The organism is Pseudomonas sp. TH34, assembly GCF_016650865.1.
Taxonomy (GTDB): Bacteria; Pseudomonadota; Gammaproteobacteria; order Pseudomonadales; family Pseudomonadaceae; genus Aquipseudomonas; species Aquipseudomonas yamanorum.
In genome coordinates this window covers 480,305-497,636 of sequence record NZ_JAEKFB010000033.1, presented here as the reverse complement: position 1 = coordinate 497,636, position 17,332 = coordinate 480,305, and the positions used below count along the sequence as shown (strand labels likewise).

Sequence of the window (17,332 nt, the reverse complement as noted above, 5' to 3'; positions counted from 1 at the left end):
TGCGTACCTGATGACTGACCAAGCGCCCGCTATCGACCAACTGCTGAAAAACCTCGATCACGCCATGCTCGCCGACCGCCACCGCTTGCGGCGGCAACTGCTTGAGCTGCGCAAGAAACCCGATGAGGAAAAACTTGCGCAGTGGGTGACGCGGATGCAGGCCTCCTGCGCCCAGGTGACGGCGCGGCGTGCCAGCCTGCCGGTGATTCGCTATGACGACAGCCTGCCGATCGCCGCCAAGCGTGACGAGATCAAGGAAGCGTTGCTCAAGCATCAGGTGCTGATCATTGCCGGTGAGACCGGCTCGGGTAAAACCACCCAGTTGCCGAAAATCTGCCTGGAAATCGGTCGCGGCCAATATGGCCTGATCGGCCACACCCAGCCGCGGCGGATTGCAGCGCGCAGCGTGGCCAGCCGGGTTGCGGAAGAGTTGGCGACGCCGCTGGGCTCGCTGGTGGGTTACCAGGTGCGGTTTGAAGATCAGAGTGATTCCAACACCCTGATCAAGCTGATGACCGACGGCATCCTGCTGGCCGAAACCCAGAACGACCGCTACCTCGAACGCTACGACACGATCATCGTCGACGAAGCCCACGAGCGCAGCCTGAACATCGACTTCCTGCTGGGCTACCTGAAAACCCTGCTGCCGCGTCGTCCGGACCTCAAAGTCATCATTACTTCGGCGACCATCGACCTGGAGCGCTTTTCCAAGCACTTCGACGATGCGCCGATTGTCGAAGTGTCGGGCCGCACCTTCCCGGTGGAAACCTGGTACCGCCCGCTGACCCTGGAGCAGGACGAAGAGGGCAACCGCGTCGAGGACGACCTGACCGTCGACCAGGCGATTCTCGCCACCCTTGATGAGATCGCCGCCTTTGAACGCAGCGAACGCAAGAGCCCCGGCGATGTGCTGGTGTTCCTGCCCGGCGAGCGCGAGATTCGCGACGCCGCCGACATGCTGCGCAAGGCCCAGCTCAAGCACACTGAAATCCTGCCGCTGTATGCGCGCCTGTCACCGGCGGAGCAGCAGCGGATTTTCCAGTCCCATCCGGGCCGACGCGTGGTGCTGGCGACCAACGTCGCGGAGACCTCGCTGACCGTGCCGGGCATTCGTTATGTAATCGACAGCGGCACCGCGCGCATCAGCCGCTACAGCTACCGGGCCAAGGTCCAGCGCTTGCCGATCGAGGCGATTTCCCAGGCCAGCGCCAACCAGCGTAAAGGCCGGTGCGGGCGGGTTGAGCCTGGGATTTGCGTACGCCTGTACAGCGAAGAAGACTTTATCGGGCGTCCGGAATTTACCGACCCGGAAATCCTGCGCACCAACCTCGCGGCCGTGATCCTGCAGATGCTGCATCTGCGCCTGGGCGAGATCACCGATTTCCCGTTTATCGAGCCGCCGGATGGCAAGGCCATCAGCGACGGTTTCAACCTGCTGCAAGAGTTGTCCGCCGTCGACCGTAACAGCCAGCTCACCGCGATGGGCCGCCAGTTGGCGCGTTTGCCGGTGGACCCGCGCATGGGCCGCATGTTGCTGGAAGCTGCCAAGCTCGGCAGCTTGCAGGAAGTGCTGATCGTCGCCAGCGCCATGTCGATCCAGGACCCGCGCGAGCGTCCGCCGGAACGCCAGCAAGCCGCCGACCAGGCTCACGCACAGTGGAAGGACCCGGATTCGGACTTCGCCGGGTTGGTGAATCTGTGGCGTGGTTTTGAAGAGCAGCGCCAGGAATTGACCGCCAGCCCGTTGCGTAACTGGTGCCGCAAGAACTTCCTGAATTACCTGCGCCTGCGGGAGTGGCGTGATTCCCACCGCCAGTTGAGCCTGATCTGCCGCGACATGCAGCTGACCGTCAACAAGGAGCCGGCGGATTTCCCGAAACTGCACAAGGCGGTGCTGTCCGGCCTGCTGAGTCAGATCGGCCAGAAGACCGAAGACGGCGATTACCTCGGCGCGCGTCAGCGGCGTTTCTGGATTCACCCTTCCTCGGGCATCGGCAAGAAGCGCCCGCAGTGGCTGATGACTGCGGAACTGGTGGAAACCACCAAGCTGTATGCACGGATGGTGGCCAAGATCGACGCCGACTGGATCGAGCCGTTGGCCGGGCATTTGATCAAGAAAAACCACTTCGAACCCCATTGGGAGAAGAAGCGTGGCCAAGTGGTGGCGTTTGAGCAGATCACCCTGTTCGGGTTGATCATCGTCGGGCGTCGGCCGGTGCATTACGGGCCGATTGATCCGGTGACGTCCCGCGAGCTGTTTATCCGTGAAGGCCTGGTGCGCGGCGAGATTCAGTCCCGGGCCCGCTGCCTGACGGCCAACCAGCAACTGCTGGAACAGCTCGACGAGCTGGAAGCCAAGGCCCGCCGGCGCGACATCCTGGCGGACGAGGAAACCCTGTACGCCTTCTACGACGCGCGCCTCCCGGCCGAGATCCACCAGACCGCGACCTTCGACAGTTGGTACAAGGTCAACAGCCAGAAAGACCCGCAGCTGTTAATCATGCGCGAAGAAGACGTGCTGGCCCGCGAGGCCAGTGAAGTCACTGCCGCCCATTACCCGGACACCTTGCACCTGGGCGACCTGGCCCTGGCCTTGAGTTATCACTTCGAGCCCAACCATCGCCGGGACGGCGTAACTTTGCGCGTGCCGGCGCCGCTGTTGCCGGCCTTGCCGCCCGAGCGCCTGGAGTGGCTGGTGCCGGGTGTGATCGAGGCCAAGTGCATTGCCCTGGTGCGCAACTTGCCCAAGGCCCTGCGCAAGAACTTCGTGCCGGTGCCGGACTTCGTCAAGGCCGCCCTGCAACGCATCGAATTTGGCCAAGGCTCGTTGCCCCAGGCATTGGGGCGCGAGTTGCTGCGCATGACCGGGGCACGGGTCAGCGATGAAGCCTGGGCCGAGGCCGCACAACAGGTGGAAAACCACCTGAAAATGAACCTGGAAGTGGTCGACGGCCAGGGCAAGTTCCTCGGTGAAGGCCGCGACCTGGCCGAGCTGACTGCACGTTTCGCTGAAGCCAGCCAGGCCGCATTGGCCGTACCGCAGACCGCGAAAAGCCAGCAGCCGGTGGAAGCCAAGGTCTTCGCGGCGGTGGCTGAGAAAACCCAGCAAAACATCGCCGGCCTGTCGATGACGGTGTATCCGGCATTGGTGGAAGAAAACGGCACGGTCAAGGAAGGACGTTTCTCCACCGCCGCCGAGGCGGAGTTCCAGCACCGTCGGGCCTTGCAGCGTTTGCTGCTGCAGCAACTGGCCGAGCCGGCAAAATTCCTGCGGGGCAAGTTGCCCGGCCTGACCGAGTTGGGGCTGATGTACCGCGAGCTGGGGCGTATCGAAGCCTTGGTGGAAGACATTCTGTTGGCCAGCCTCGACAGCTGCGTGCTGGAAGGCGAAGCCAGCCTGCCGCGTGACGGTGCCGGCCTGGCCGCCTTGGCCGAGCGCAAGCGTGGCAGTTGGACCGAACATGCCGAGCGCCAGGCGCGCTTGACCCTCGACATCCTGAAACTGTGGCATGGCCTGCAAAAACGCTTCAAAGGCAAGATTGACCTGGCCCAGGCCGTGGCTCTCAATGACATCAAGCAGCAATTGAGCAACCTGGTGTATCCCGGTTTCGTGCGGGAAACCCCGGCGCAATGGTTCAAGGAGCTGCCGCGTTTCCTCAAGGCCATCGAGTTGCGCCTGGAGAAACTGCCGAGCCAGGTGCAGAAGGATCGGGTCTGGAGCACCGAGCTGGGTGGCCTGTGGAGTCAGTATCAGAACCGCTTGAACAAGCACGCCCAGGAAGGCAAGCGCGACCCTCAGCTCGAGCTGTATCGCTGGTGGCTGGAGGAATACCGGGTATCGCTGTTTGCCCAGCAGTTGGGCACCAAGGTGCCGATTTCCGACAAGCGCCTGAGCAAGCAATGGAGCCTGGTCGAAGCGTGACCACAATCCCGGGGACAGGCGCCCGTCGAGCAAATGGCGCCAAACCCCAGGCTTTATGGCAAACTTCGCGGTTATAAATGCCGGGATCGTCGAATTGGGCTGGCGCAGCCATGGCGCGATGGAATAAAGCGTTACCAGTTTGAAGGCCGCTGGGCGGCATAAAACTACTTACGGTTTGGTACGACGGTACCAATACCCTTCTGCCTGAACAGATTTAGAGGAACGACCGTGCATAACGTCGTCATCAGCGGCACAGGCCTGTACACCCCGGCCAACAGCATCTCCAACGAAGAGCTGGTGCAGTCTTTCAATGCTTACGTGCAACAGTTCAACCTGGATAACGCCGCAGCCATCGAACGCGGTGACGTCGAGCCGCTGACCGAATCCAGCGCCGCCTTCATCGAAAAGGCCTCGGGCATCAAGAGCCGCTTTGTCATGGACAAGGCCGGCATTCTCGACCCACAGCGCATGGCGCCACGCCTGCCGGAGCGCTCCAACGACGAGTGGTCGATCCTCTGCCAGATGGCCGTCAGTGCTGCCGAGCAAGCCTTGCAGCGCGCCGGCAGGACCGCCGCCGACATCGATGGTGTGATCGTCGCCTGTTCCAACCTGCAGCGGGCGTATCCAGCGATTGCCATTGAAGTCCAGGAAGCGCTGGGTATCCAGGGTTTCGGCTTTGACATGAACGTGGCCTGTTCCTCGGCGACCTTCGGCATCCAGAATGCCGCCAACAGCATCCAGCTGGGCCAGGCCCGGGCGATCCTGATGGTCAACCCGGAGATCTGCACCGGCCACCTGAACTTCCGTGACCGCGACAGCCATTTCATCTTTGGCGATGCCGCCACCGCCGTGATTCTCGAGCGGGCCGACCTGGCCACTTCCGAGCACCAGTTCGACGTGGTGAGCACCAAGCTGCTGACCAAGTTCTCCAACAACATCCGCAACAACTTCGGTTTCCTCAACCGCGCGGCGGAAGAGGGCATCGGTGCCCCCGACAAGCTGTTCGTGCAAGAAGGCCGCAAAGTCTTCCGTGATGTCTGCCCGATGGTCGCCGAGTTGATCGGCAAGCACCTGTCGGAAAACCAGCTGAATGTCGGCGACGTGAAGCGCTTCTGGCTGCATCAGGCCAACCTCAGCATGAACCACCTGATCGTCAAGAAACTGCTGGGCCGTGAGGCTTCGGTGGAAGAAGCGCCGGTGATCCTCGATACTTACGCCAACACCAGCTCCGCGGGTTCGGTGATTGCGTTTCACACCTACCAGGACGACTTGCCCAAGGGCGCTGTGGCCGTGCTCAGCTCGTTTGGCGCCGGGTATTCGATTGGTAGCGTGATTCTGCGCAAACGCTGATCATGTTTTGAAATCGAGGTCTTGAATGGCAGCAGCGGACGACGCGCACCTGCTTGAACGATTGCTCAAGGGTGAGCAGCGGGCCTACAAGGAGTTGGTCACCACCTACCAAAGCGCGATGCGTGCCGTGGCCTATGCCATCGTTGGCCAGCGCCATGCCGATGAGGTGGTCCAGGACGCCTGGCTGTCGGTGGTGCGCAACCTGGCGAAGTTCGAGGGGCGCTCCAGCCTCAAGACCTGGCTGCTGACCATCACGGCCAACTCGGCCAAAGGCCGCTACAAGCAGAATCGCCGGGAAGTGCTGCTCGATGACCTGCCATCGCCCCACGGCACCATCGGCGATGACCGCTTTGTGCCTGACGATGGCCACTGGGCCGTCGCGCCGTTTGCCTGGCATCAGGACACTCCCGAAGCGCTGCTTACCGAAGACGAACTGCGTAATTGCCTGGAGCACACGCTGGCCAGTCTTTCCGAACTGCAAAGCAGCGTACTGCTGCTGCGCGAACGTCAGGGGCTGGAGTTGGAGGAGATTTGTAATCTTCTGACACTATCGCTCTCCAATGTTCGTGTGCTGCTGCATCGAGCACGGCTTAAAGTCTTCGCCACGGTGGAGCATTTTGAGGAAACCGGCGAATGTTGACCTGTAAAGAACAAGTGGCGCGTTCCAGTGACTATCTCGATGGGCAACTGACCTTTCGCGAACGTCTGCTGGTGCGTCATCACCTGATGTTCTGCCCCAACTGCCGGCGCTTTATCCGGCAGATGCGCTTGATGCAGGCGACGCTGAAGATCCTGCCCGAGCCGCCCATCGACGATGTTGATGCGTTGGCCGAACGCCTGGCCGCCGAGCGTTCCCGCGACCAGTAATACCCGTCACTTTTCACACAAAAAACGAAGCCCGCATCGATAAATGATGTGGGCTTTTTTTTGCTCAAAAAATAAACAACATGAAAAAATATTCATTTTTGTCGGTTGTTTTTACATTTCGCAACATCTGGCATTTTTACCATTTTTATGGGCTGAAGCCTTGATTTACGTAGGCTTCGTCTTATTTCGAATGGCTATTAAAAAGTTCCCGAGTAACAAAATCTTTATGTTCCAGCAACCCGGCTGAAATATCCCCTCGCCAAGATCGCCCCCCAACACCAGCGGCTCTAAACCGCGTGTTTTACCAATGCACAAGACCATCAATTAGGGGAATTCTTCGATGATCCGTAAGCACTTCGCCGGTTTCGCGGCCAGCGCCTTGGCCCTGGCTGTCACCGCCCAGGCTTTCGCCGGTACTGTCACTACTGACGGCGCCGATATCGTTGTCAAAACCAAGGGCGGCCTTGAGGTTGCAACCACCGACCAGAATTTCAGCTTCAAGCTGGGTGGTCGTTTGCAGGCCGATTACGGTACGTTTGATGGCTTTTACACCAAGAATGGTGACTCGGCTGACGCGGCCTATTTCCGCCGTGCCTACATCGAGTTCGGCGGCACCGTCTACAAGGACTGGAAGTACCAGGTCAACTACGACCTGTCCCACAACTCCGGCAACGCCGATGATGGTTACTTCGACGAAGCGTCCCTGTCCTACGCCGGCTTCAAGCCTGTCGTGATCCGTGCCGGCCGCTTCGACGAAGACTTCGGCCTGGAAAAAGCCACCAGCTCCAAGTGGGTGACCGGCATCGACCGCAACGCGGCGTATGAAGTCGCTGACTGGATTCACTCCCACGCCAACGGCATGGGTATCCAGGCCAGTTCGGTCGTCGGTGACATGGCTTACCTGTCGGCCAGCGTTTCTTCCAAGGACATCAACGACAAGAACGGCAAAGGCGTGAAGCAATTCAACGCCCGTGCGGTGTTCGCACCGATGCATGACACCGGCAACGTGCTGCACTTGGGCCTGGATTACGCGGTACGTGACCTGAAAGACACGGCCTTCGACTCGCGTATTCGTCCACGTCTTGGGGTTCGTGGCGTTTCCACCAACGGCGGCAACGATGCCGGTGCCAACGGCAACCGAGCGACCTTTGGTGGCGGTGTGGGCCTGGATTCCGGCAGCCTGACGGCGAACGACGCCTACGACACCGACACCGTGTTCGGCGGCGAATTTGCATTCGCCCGTGGTCCGTTGTCCCTGCAGGGCGAATACCTGAACCGCAAGCTGAAGGCCGACAGCAGTGCCTATCAGGACGTGAAAGCCAGCGGCTTCTACGGCCAGGTGGCGTACACCCTGACCGGCGAATCCCGTGTCTACAAACTCGACGGGGCCAAGTTCGACACCATCAAGCCCGAGAACAAGCAGTACGGCGCGTGGGAAGTGTTCTACCGCTACGACAACATCACCGTGGATGACAAAAACGTGGTGCGCAACACCGCCACTCGGGAAGTGGGCGATGCCAAGGCCAACCTGAACATCATTGGGGTGAACTGGTACGCCAACGAAGCGGTGAAAATCTCTGCCAACTACATCAAGGCCAAGACCGACAAAATCGTCAACGCCGCCGGTGACGACAGCGGTGACGCCATCGTGGCCCGCGTGCAGTACGTGTTCTAAGCAACCCGCAATACCGCTCCAAAGCGCTTTTTCTTCATCCGTCAAAGCGCTCCTCATTTGGTTTGCCCCGCCGTTTGGCGGGGCTTTTTTTTGCGTCGAGTCTTGTAGGCGCGAGCTTGCTCGCAAAGAACCAGAGATCACCGCGTTCTGTCAGAATGCTCGCGTTATCGTTAACGACCATCGCGAGCAAGCTCGCTCCTACACAAAGCCGTGACCGTCGGGGAATGGGATGCCGTTACAACGTTTGAATAACCTGTCCGAGATTGCGCCCGATGAATGGAATGGGTTGGTCCCCGCTGATCAGCCGTTTCTGCGCCATGCATTCCTCAGTGCCCTGGAAGACAGCGCCAGCATCGGCCCGCACTCCGGGTGGCAGCCGGAGCATTTGCTGCACTATGAAGGTGGCCGGCTGATTGCCGCGTTGCCCAGCTATCGCAAATGGCATTCCTACGGCGAATACGTGTTCGACCACGGCTGGGCCGATGCCTGCGAGCGGGCGGGCATCGACTATTACCCGAAATTGCTGACGGCCGTGCCCTTCAGCCCGGTCAGCGGCCCGCGTCTGTTGGCCGCCCGCGCCGAGGACGGCTTCGAACTGCTTAAAAGCCTGCCCGGTTACCTGGAAATCGAAGGCCTTTCCAGTGCCCATATCAACTTTACCGACGCCCTGGCGGATACCGCGCTGGCTCAACAGCCAGGCTGGCTGCAACGCCTGGGCTGCCAGTTTCACTGGCAGAACCGGGGTTACCGTGACTTTCAGGATTTCCTCGATGCCCTGAGTTCGCGCAAGCGTAAACAGATGCGCAAAGAGCGCGAACAGGTAGCGGGGCAGGGCATTGAGTTCGAATGGTTGCGAGGCCATGAGTTGAGCGAGGCGCAGTGGGATTTTGTCTACGCCTGTTACGCCAACACCTACGCCATACGCCGACAATCGCCGTACCTGACCCGGGCGTTTTTCAGCCTGCTGGCCGAGCGCATGCCCGAGGCGATTCGCGTGGTGCTGGCCAAGCAAGGTTCACGGCCGGTGGCCATGGCCTTCAGCCTGATCGGCGGCGACAGCTTTTATGGGCGTTACTGGGGCTGCCTGGCCGAGTTCGACCGGCTGCATTTCGAGACGTGTTTCTATCAGGGCATGGACTACGCGATTGCCCATGGCCTGCAGCGTTTCGACGCCGGTGCCCAGGGCGAGCACAAGTTGATTCGCGGGTTTGAGCCGGTGATCACGCATTCCTGGCATTACCTGCGACATCCGGGTTTGAAGACCGCGGTGGCGGATTTCCTGGAGCGCGAAAGCGTGGGGATCCTGGCGTATGCCGAGGAGGCGAGGGCAGCCCTGCCTTACCGGCAGGGCTGAACCCGTTTGGCTCAGGCGGGTTTTTCCGTGCCCAGCCATCGATAGGTAATGCCGCCGACCACTGCACCGAGGATCGGCGCCAGCCAGAACATCCACAACTGCTGGAGCGCCCAACCGCCGACAATCAGCGCCGGACCGGTACTGCGCGCCGGGTTGACCGAGGTGTTGGTGACCGGGATCGAGATCAGGTGGATCAGCGTCAACGCGAGGCCGATGGCGATCGGCGCGAAACCCGCCGGCACGCGGCGGTCGGTGGCGCCGAGGATGATCAGCACGAACATCGCCGTCATCACCAGCTCACACACAAAGCCTGCCGTCATTGAATAACCACCGGGTGAATGCTCGCCGTAGCCGTTGCTCGCCAGGCCCGAGGCCAGTTCGAACCCTGGCTTGCCGCTGGCTATGAAGTACAACAACGCAGCGGCGACGATGCCACCAATTACCTGAGAGATGATGTACGCCGGTAACTCCTTGGCCGGAAATCTTCCGCCCACTACCAGCCCCACTGACACTGCCGGGTTTAGGTGGCAACCGCTGATGTGCCCGATGGCAAATGCCATGGTCAGTACCGTGAGCCCGAACGCCAGGGCCACACCGAGCACCCCGATCCCGACGGGCGACGATGCGGCCAGTACCGCACTGCCGCAGCCACCCAACACCAGCCAAAACGTACCCAGTCCTTCCGTAACGGAACGCTTGAACAGTGACATGAACACATCCTTAGTAGATTGCTCTATCTGATTAACGGGTCTGTGACGCTTCCCTGCTGCCTTAAATCAGGGCCCTCCTGGGGCCTGATTGGAGTACAGCAGGATTGTGTCGCAAGACCAGTGAGATAGAGAAAACTGTCAGAATTGTTCGGAATTGAGGGTGCAGTTAACCAACGGAATCAGTCTATTCCGACGAACCCCCCGGTCTGGTGTTGCCACAATCGCGCATACAAACCGCCGTGTGCGAGCAATTCGACATGGCTGCCGCTTTCGGCAATCTGGCCTTTTTCCAGCACTACCAGCCTGTCCATTCTGGCAATGGTGGAAAGCCGGTGGGCGATGGCGATTACCGTCTTGCCCTGCATCAGGGTTTCCAGGCTTTCCTGGATTGCCGCTTCCACTTCCGAATCCAGCGCGGAGGTGGCTTCGTCCATGATCAGGATCGGCGCGTCCTTGAGCAGCACCCGCGCGATAGCGATCCGCTGGCGTTGCCCGCCGGAGAGTTTGACCCCGCGTTCACCGACGTGGGCGTCCAGGCCGGTACGGCCCTCGGCGTCCGACAGTAACGGGATGAACTCGTCGGCGCGAGCCTTGTGCACCGCGGCCCAAAGCTCTTCATCGGTGGCGTCCGGCTTGCCATACAGCAGGTTGTCGCGGATCGAGCGGTGCAGCAGCGAGGTGTCCTGGGTGATCATGCCGATCTGTTCGCGCAGGGTTTCCTGGGCGACTTCGGCGATGTTCTGGCCGTCGATCAGGATGCGTCCGCCTTGCAGGTCGTACAGGCGCAACAGCAGGTTGACCAGGGTGGATTTACCCGCGCCGGACGGACCGATCAGGCCGATTTTTTCACCCGGTTTAATGTCCAGGTTCAGACCGCTGATGATTCCGCTCTTCTTGCCGTAGTGGAAGTCCACCTGATCGAACCGCACCTCGCCATGGGGCACTTCCAGGCGCGGGGCATTCTCGCGGTCGGTCACTGCCAGCGGTTGGGCGATGGTTTTCAGGCCGTCCTGCACCATGCCGATGTTTTCGAAAATGCCGTTGACCACCCACATGATCCAGCCGGACATGTTCACGATACGAATCACCAGTCCGGTGGCCAGGGCGATGGCGCCCACCGAAATCAGGGATTGGGTCCACAGCCAAAGGGCAAGGCCGGTGGTGAAGACAATCAGCAGGCCGTTCATGGTGGTGATCACGATGTCCATGCTGGTCACGACGCGGCTGGCCAGCTGGGTTTTCTCGGTTTGCTCGACGATGGCTTCCTTGGCGTAGTTCTGCTCGTAATTCGTATGAGCGAACAGCTTCAAGGTGGTGATGTTGGTGTAGCCGTCGACAATCCGTCCCATCAATTTGGAACGTGCCTCGGAGGAAATCACCGAGCGTTCCTTGACCCGTGGCACGAAGTACCGCAGGGCCAGGCTGTAGGCGATGATCCAGGTGATCAGCGGGATCATCAGGCGCCAGTCGGCTTCGGCGAACAGCACCAGGGCGCTGATGGCGTAGATCGCCACGTGCCAGATCGCGTCCACGGCGGCCACTGCGGAGTCGCGCAGGGAGTTGCCGGTTTGCATGATGCGCTGGGCAATGCGCCCGGCGAAGTCGTTCTGGAAGAAGTTCAGGCTCTGCTTGAGCACGTAGCTGTGGTTCTGCCAGCGGATCAGGCTGGTCATGCCCGGGCTGATGGTCTGGTGCACCAACAGGTCATGCAGGGCGCCGAAGATCGGGCGCAGCAGCAGGGCGACCACGGCCATCCAGATCAGCTCATTGGCGTGGATCTGGAAGAAGTTGGCGGGCGGCGTGCCCTGGGCCAGGTCGATGATGCGGCTCAGGTAGCTGAACAGCGCCACTTCGATCAGCGCGCCGATCAGGCCCACCACCAGCAAGGCGGCAAAGCACGGCCATACCTGGCGCAGGTAATAGATGTAGAACGGCAGGACTTTATCGGGAGGGGCCGCGCTGGGAGCGTCGCGGAAGATGTCGATCAGTTGTTCAAAACGACGATAGAGCATTAGGTATGACGCCCGCGCGGCGGGCTCTCCTGTTCAAATGCGCGCGGTGCCTTGCGGGCACCGCGCGAAACTCCCTGTAGCCTTCAGTCGATGCGCTTGGCCGACTTGATCAGGACAGGATCGATTGGCACGTTCTGCATGCCCTGCTTGGTAGTGGTTTGCGAGTTGACGATGATGTCGACTACGTCCATGCCCTTGACCACTTTGGCGAACACCGCGTAACCGGCATCACGGCCAGGGTCGAGGAAGGCATTGTCCGCAACGTTGATGAAGAATTGGCTGGTGGCGGAGTTCGGGTCGTTGGTACGTGCCATCGACAGGGTGCCACGCACGTTATGCAGGCCGTTGCTGGCTTCGTTCTTGATCGGTGCTTCGGTCGGCTTTTGCGACATTTGCGACGTGAACCCACCGCCCTGCACCATGAACCCCGGGATTACCCGGTGAAAAATGGTGTTGGTGTAGAAGCCTTTGTCGACATAGGCCAGGAAGTTCTTGGTACTGATCGGGGCCTTGACCGGGTCCAGTTCGATTTCAATGTCGCCATTGGTGGTGGTGATCAAGACGTGAGGTGCCTTGGCGGGTTCGGCCGCCATCAGGTTGGCAGCGAACAGTACGGAACCGGCAAAGAAGGCGATTTTTTTCAGCATGGGTCAGTGATCCTGGGTTGTGGTTTCGACTGTCTTGAGAAAATCGAGCAGGGTGTTATTGAAGTGTTCGGGTTGATCCAGCGGCGTGGCATGGCGGGAATCTTCGATCACCACCAGCCGCGCATCGGGCAGCAGTTTTACATAGATTTCTTTCTGCGCCACGGGGGTGTAGTCGTGGTCGGCGCTGATGACCAGAGTTGGACAGGAGATTTTCGAAAGTTGTTCCTGTACGCCCCAGCCAACAATTGCATCGAAGCTGGCGAGGTAAGCACGTTTGTCGTTTTTTGCCCAGCGCTCAGCCATCTTGCGCCGCAGTTCGGCTTGTTCGGGCTTGGGAAACAGCATGTTGCCCAGGGCTTTGCCGATGGTGCTCAGGCTTAGGGCGCGTGCCAGGCTCCAGCGCTTGGCCCACTGCCAGTAATCGCCGGCCGTGCGAACCTTGACCTGGGGCGCACTGTTGACGATGCACAGGCTCTTGAGCATTTGCGGCTCATCCACCGCCAGTTGAAAGGCAATCATGCCGCCCATGGACAGGCCCACCACGTGGGCCGGGGGCAGCTGCAGGTGTTCGATCAAGGCCACCAGGTCGTCGGTGAAGCCCGCGATGCTGTAGCGCTCCCGGGGTTTATCGGAGCGTCCATGACCGCGCACATCCACCACGATCAACCAGTAGTGTTGTGACAGTACCGGCACTTGCAGCTCCCAATCCAGGCAACTGGAGCCCAGGCCATGGATCAGGATCAGCGGAGCGCCATGGCCATATTCCTCGTAATGCAGGGTGCAACCTTCATGTTCGAAATAGGCCATGGGAACTCCTTGTTCAGGCTTGCTGCGGTGCGGCGAACGGCGCGTCCAGTGGGGCAGTGTCGAAGGTGCGCAGTAACTCGACAAGAATCTGCGTGGCCGGGCCCAGGGGTTTGTCCTTGTTCGAGTAAAGATAGAAGGTCGGGTTGCGGCTGCCACCTCGTTCCAGGGGGAGTAGCTTGAGCAGGCCTTCCTTGAGTTCGCGTTCGATCAGGTGCCGGGGTAACCAGGCGAAACCCAGGCCGCTGCTGACAAAGGTCGCGGCGGTGGGCAGGCTGCCGACGGTCCAGCGCTGTTCGGCACCGAGCCAGCCGACGTCCCGTGGCTGCTGGCGGCCGGAGTCGCGGATCACCACCTGCATATGGCTTTCCAGGTCCTGGAAGCTCAGTTCGCGGTGCAGTTGGTGCAGCGGGTGTTCGGGGTGGGCCACGGCGACAAATTCGACGTCGCTCATTTCCGTCCCCAGGTAACCCGGAATGATGAACCCGCTGATGGCGAGGTCGGCCATGCCGTCCATTAACAGCTCTTCGACACCGGACAACACCTCTTCACGCAGGCGTACCCGACAGCCACGGCTTTGCGGCATAAAGGCGGTGAGGGCGCGCACCAGGCGGGCGTTGGGGTAGGCCGCGTCGACCACCAGCCGCACCTCGGCCTCCCAGCCTTGTTCCATATGGTGGGCCAGGTCTTCAAGCTGGCTGGCGTTTTTCACCAGTTGCCGGGAGCGGCGCAGCAGCACTTCACCCGCTTCGGTGAGCACCGCCTTGCGCCCGTCGATGCGCAGCAGCGGCACGCCGAGTTGGTCCTGCATGCGGGCCACGGTGTAGCTCACCGAGGATTGCGAGCGGTGCAGCGCTTCGGCCGCCTGCGCGAAGCCACCATGGTCCACCACGGCTTGCAGGGTGCGCCATTGATCAAGGGTAACGCGGGGCGCTTTCAAGATGAGCTCCTCTTGTCCTAAGCTGGCGGTCCTTATTGGAGACTGCCGAATGAGAAAATTCTGTTGTGTGCTGCTGACGCTGCTGCCGTTGAGTGCGTTTGCATTCAGTACCGATGTGACGAAAGACATTCAGGGCGTGAAGATCGATTACAGCGCGTCGGACGTCGACAGCAACATCAGTTCGATCCAACTCACCAACTACGGCCCCAATGACGCGGAGTGCAAGGTACGCTTTACCAATGGTCCGGAAGCGCCGCGTACCCGCAAGGTCACGGTCGCAGCAGGGAAAACTACCAACACCACGGTCAATTTCAGCCGTGCCATTATCAAGATGCGTATCCAACTGACCTGCGCACCGAAATAAGGCAAAAGCGGAGGACGCCTACAGCAATACTCCGCTTATAAACAAATTTCTAGATGGGTTATAGCAATTTTTTACGCTTTTTAATCGAACGGGCTCTGATTAACCTTCACTCCATCGCCTTACAGCACTCACCGATGGAGCTTACATAATCATGGCCCGTGTTCTGATCATCGAAAGCAGCGCCCGTCAGCAGGACTCAATCTCCCGCCAACTGACCCAACAATTCATCAGTCAATGGAAAGTCGCTCACCCGGCTGATCAGATCACCGTACGTGACCTCGCCATCAACCCCGTGCCGCACCTGGACGCCAACCTGCTGGGTGGCTGGATGAAACCTGCCGAACAGCGCAGCACGATCGAACAGGCTTCCCTGGATCGCTCCAACGAACTGACCGATGAGCTGCTGGCCGCCGATGTGTTGGTGATGGCCGCACCGATGTACAACTTCGCGATTCCCAGCACCCTAAAGGCCTGGCTGGACCATGTGCTGCGTGCCGGTGTGACCTTCAAGTACACCGCCACCGGCCCCCAGGGCCTGCTGACCGACAAGCGCGCCTTTGTACTGACCGCCCGCGGCGGCATTCATGCCGGCGGCAGCACCGACCACCAGGAACCGTACCTGCGTCAGGTCATGGGCTTTATCGGCATCCACGACGTCACGTTCATTCACGCCGAAGGGGTGAACCTGGGCGGTGACTTCCAGGAAAAGGGCGTGAACCAGGCCAAGGCACTGCTCGCCCAAGTGGCGTGAGATGTTAATCGTCAGATAATCGCCCGCTGTTTAGATAGCTCCACGCAACCCTTCAAGTACGCGTATCGAACCTCCCTTTGCACTTTTTGCTCCTGAGTGCTCCCGCCCGACTGACGCTTTTAGCGAGGTCGGGTTTTTTTTGCCTTGAGTTTCGTAAAGCCCCGAAAACCGCTAATGTCGCGCCCATTCAAAATGAGGCGAGCATGGGCTATCTACTTGTTGTGACGCTGATCCAGGCGTTTTCCTTCAGCTTGATCGGCGAATACCTGGCCGGTCACGTCGACAGTTACTTTGCGGTGCTGGTGCGCGTGCTGTTGGCCGGGCTGGTGTTTATCCCACTGACCCGCTGGCGCTCGGTAGAACCGGCGTTCATGCGCGGCATGCTGTTGATCGGCGCGCTGCAGTTTGGCGTGACTTACGTATGTCTGTATTTGAGCTTCAGAGTACTGACGGTGCCGGAGGTGTTGCTGTTCACCATCCTCACGCCGTTGCACGTGACCCTGATCGAAGACGCCCTGAACCGCCGCTTCAATCCGTGGGCGCTGGTGGCCGCATTGGTAGCGGTGACGGGAGCGGCGGTGATCCGCTTTGACCAGATCACCCCGAACTTCTTCGTGGGCTTCCTGCTGCTGCAACTGGCGAACTTCACCTACGCTGCCGGGCAGGTGCTTTATAAGCACTTGGTGGCCCGCCATCCGAGCGATCTACCGCACTATCGGCGCTTTGGTTACTTCTACCTCGGCGCGTTGGCGGTGGCATTGCCGGCGTTCCTGATGTTCGGCAAGGCCAATTTCCTGCCGGAAGCACCGTTGCAATGGGGCGTTTTGGTGTTCCTCGGGCTGGTCAGTACGGCACTGGGCATGTACTGGTGGAACAAGGGCGCGTGCATGGTCAATGGCGGCACATTGGCGGTGATGAATAACCTGCATGTGCCGGTGGGGTTGTTGCTGAACTTGCTGATCTGGAATCAGCATGAGCCGCTCGGCAGGCTGTTCCTGGGTGGCTCGGTGATCCTGGCGGCGGTGTGGATCAGCCGGTTGGGCCTGCGGTCGTCGGCGCCAACTGCGTCACCAAAAAATCAATGAACGTGCGGGTCTTTTGCGGCACGCGTCGCGCTGACGAGTAAACCGCGTTGATGGTGATTGCCGGCGCCTGCCATTCGCAGAGCACCGGCACCAGGCGTCCGGCGTTCAGGGCGTCTTCGACGATAAAGTCCGGCAACAGGGCGATGCCCATCCCGGCTTCTGCCGCCTGGGCCAGCAGGTCGCCATTGTTGGCGTGTAGAGGGCCGGTAACGTTGACCCGCTGGGTTTCCTGGCCCTTGCTCAGTTGCAGGCTGACGCCGCTTTGCAGATAGCCATAATTGAGGCATTGGTGCTGGCGCAGGTCTTGCGGGGTTTGCGGTGTGCCCGCGCGTGCCAGGTAGGCTGGCGCGGCCACCATGACCCGTGGCGCCGGCGCGAGTTGGCGAGCGATCATCGTTGAGTCTGGCATGCTGGCGATACGGATGGTCACATCGAACCCGCCGCGTACCGGGTCCACCTGCTGGTCGCTGAGCACCAGTTGCAGCTCGATATGCGGATGCTGTTCATGGAACAGCGGAATCAATCTTCCCAGGCGGTGCAGCCCGAACGACATCGGCGCATTGACCCGCAACACTCCCCGTAGCTCCCCTATGCCGTCTCTGGCTCTCTGTTCGGCCTCATCCAGGGCGGCCAGTACTTCACGCGCCGCTTCAAAATACTCGGCCCCGGCCTCTGTCAAATGCAGGCTGCGGGTGGTGCGCTGAAGCAGTTGCACGCCTATGGCTTCTTCCAGAGCCTGAATCTGTTTGCTGACTTTTGAGCGCGGTACGTCCATGGCGCGCGCGGCGGCCGCAAAGCCGTTCTCTCCGACGGTGACGACAAACGCGCGCATGCATTCAATGCGATCCATG

General features: G+C 60.4%; 15 protein-coding genes. 9 read left to right on the top strand and 6 right to left on the bottom strand.

The window, feature by feature from the left end; genetic code table 11:
- The first annotated feature begins 10 nt into the window (after window positions 1–10).
- The 6 genes from hrpA to JFU58_RS27780 all read left to right on the top strand — a co-directional run bounded on the left by hrpA (window position 11) and on the right by JFU58_RS27780 (window position 9,168).
- On the top strand, window positions 11–3,922 hold the full coding sequence (hrpA, locus tag JFU58_RS27805; RefSeq protein WP_201142834.1) for an ATP-dependent RNA helicase HrpA: 3,912 nt from the start codon (window positions 11–13) through the stop codon (window positions 3,920–3,922).
- Window positions 3,923–4,150: 228 nt separating this feature from the next.
- Window positions 4,151–5,272, top strand: a complete 1,122-nt coding sequence (locus JFU58_RS27800; protein WP_201142833.1) for a beta-ketoacyl-ACP synthase III — start codon at window positions 4,151–4,153, stop codon at window positions 5,270–5,272.
- A gap of 25 nt (window positions 5,273–5,297) precedes the next feature.
- A complete protein-coding gene (locus JFU58_RS27795; RefSeq protein ID WP_177122847.1) occupies window positions 5,298–5,912 on the top strand; it encodes an RNA polymerase sigma factor in 615 nt (204 codons plus the stop codon).
- Window positions 5,906–6,139: an anti-sigma factor family protein gene (locus JFU58_RS27790; RefSeq protein ID WP_093200614.1), complete on the top strand. Its 234-nt coding sequence runs from the start codon at window positions 5,906–5,908 to the stop codon at window positions 6,137–6,139. The genes JFU58_RS27795 and JFU58_RS27790 overlap by 7 nt, the downstream gene beginning before the upstream one ends.
- 340 nt (window positions 6,140–6,479) lie before the next feature.
- Window positions 6,480–7,814, top strand: coding sequence for an OprO/OprP family phosphate-selective porin (locus JFU58_RS27785; protein WP_093200609.1), 1,335 nt, complete (start codon window positions 6,480–6,482; stop codon window positions 7,812–7,814).
- A gap of 229 nt (window positions 7,815–8,043) precedes the next feature.
- On the top strand, window positions 8,044–9,168 hold the full coding sequence (locus tag JFU58_RS27780) for a GNAT family N-acetyltransferase (RefSeq protein ID WP_201142832.1): 1,125 nt from the start codon (window positions 8,044–8,046) through the stop codon (window positions 9,166–9,168).
- 11 nt (window positions 9,169–9,179) lie between these two features.
- Here JFU58_RS27780 and aqpZ read toward each other — a convergent pair whose 3' ends face one another.
- The 5 genes from aqpZ to JFU58_RS27755 all read right to left on the bottom strand — a co-directional run bounded on the left by aqpZ (window position 9,180) and on the right by JFU58_RS27755 (window position 14,281).
- Entirely contained in the window at window positions 9,180–9,878 is a 699-nt protein-coding gene (gene aqpZ, locus JFU58_RS27775; protein ID WP_201142831.1) for an aquaporin Z, read from the bottom strand.
- 179 nt (window positions 9,879–10,057) lie between these two features.
- Complete coding sequence (locus JFU58_RS27770) at window positions 10,058–11,890, bottom strand: ABC transporter ATP-binding protein (RefSeq protein WP_201142830.1); 1,833 nt, start codon at window positions 11,888–11,890, stop codon at window positions 10,058–10,060.
- Between the two features lie 83 nt (window positions 11,891–11,973).
- Window positions 11,974–12,537 carry a peptidylprolyl isomerase gene (locus JFU58_RS27765; RefSeq protein WP_063032494.1) on the bottom strand — a complete coding sequence of 188 codons (564 nt, stop codon included), beginning with the start codon at window positions 12,535–12,537 and terminating at the stop codon, window positions 11,974–11,976.
- 3 nt (window positions 12,538–12,540) lie between these two features.
- A complete protein-coding gene (locus JFU58_RS27760; protein WP_063032492.1) occupies window positions 12,541–13,344 on the bottom strand; it encodes an alpha/beta fold hydrolase in 804 nt (267 codons plus the stop codon).
- Between the two features lie 13 nt (window positions 13,345–13,357).
- A complete protein-coding gene (locus JFU58_RS27755; protein WP_003210710.1) occupies window positions 13,358–14,281 on the bottom strand; it encodes a LysR family transcriptional regulator in 924 nt (307 codons plus the stop codon).
- A 49-nt stretch (window positions 14,282–14,330) separates the two neighbouring features.
- Here JFU58_RS27755 and JFU58_RS27750 point away from each other — a divergent pair, with 49 nt between their 5' ends.
- From JFU58_RS27750 to JFU58_RS27740, 3 genes are all read left to right on the top strand, one after another.
- Entirely contained in the window at window positions 14,331–14,645 is a 315-nt protein-coding gene (locus JFU58_RS27750; RefSeq protein ID WP_063032490.1) for a hypothetical protein, read from the top strand.
- A 151-nt stretch (window positions 14,646–14,796) separates the two neighbouring features.
- A complete protein-coding gene (locus JFU58_RS27745) occupies window positions 14,797–15,396 on the top strand; it encodes an FMN-dependent NADH-azoreductase (protein WP_063032488.1) in 600 nt (199 codons plus the stop codon).
- Window positions 15,397–15,599: 203 nt separating this feature from the next.
- A complete protein-coding gene (locus JFU58_RS27740) occupies window positions 15,600–16,481 on the top strand; it encodes a carboxylate/amino acid/amine transporter (RefSeq protein WP_063032486.1) in 882 nt (293 codons plus the stop codon).
- Here JFU58_RS27740 and JFU58_RS27735 read toward each other — a convergent pair.
- Window positions 16,426–17,331 (bottom strand): LysR family transcriptional regulator, encoded by a 906-nt coding sequence (locus JFU58_RS27735; protein WP_063032483.1) that lies wholly within the window; start codon window positions 17,329–17,331, stop codon window positions 16,426–16,428. The genes JFU58_RS27740 and JFU58_RS27735 overlap by 56 nt on opposite strands.
- Window position 17,332 lies beyond the last annotated feature (1 nt).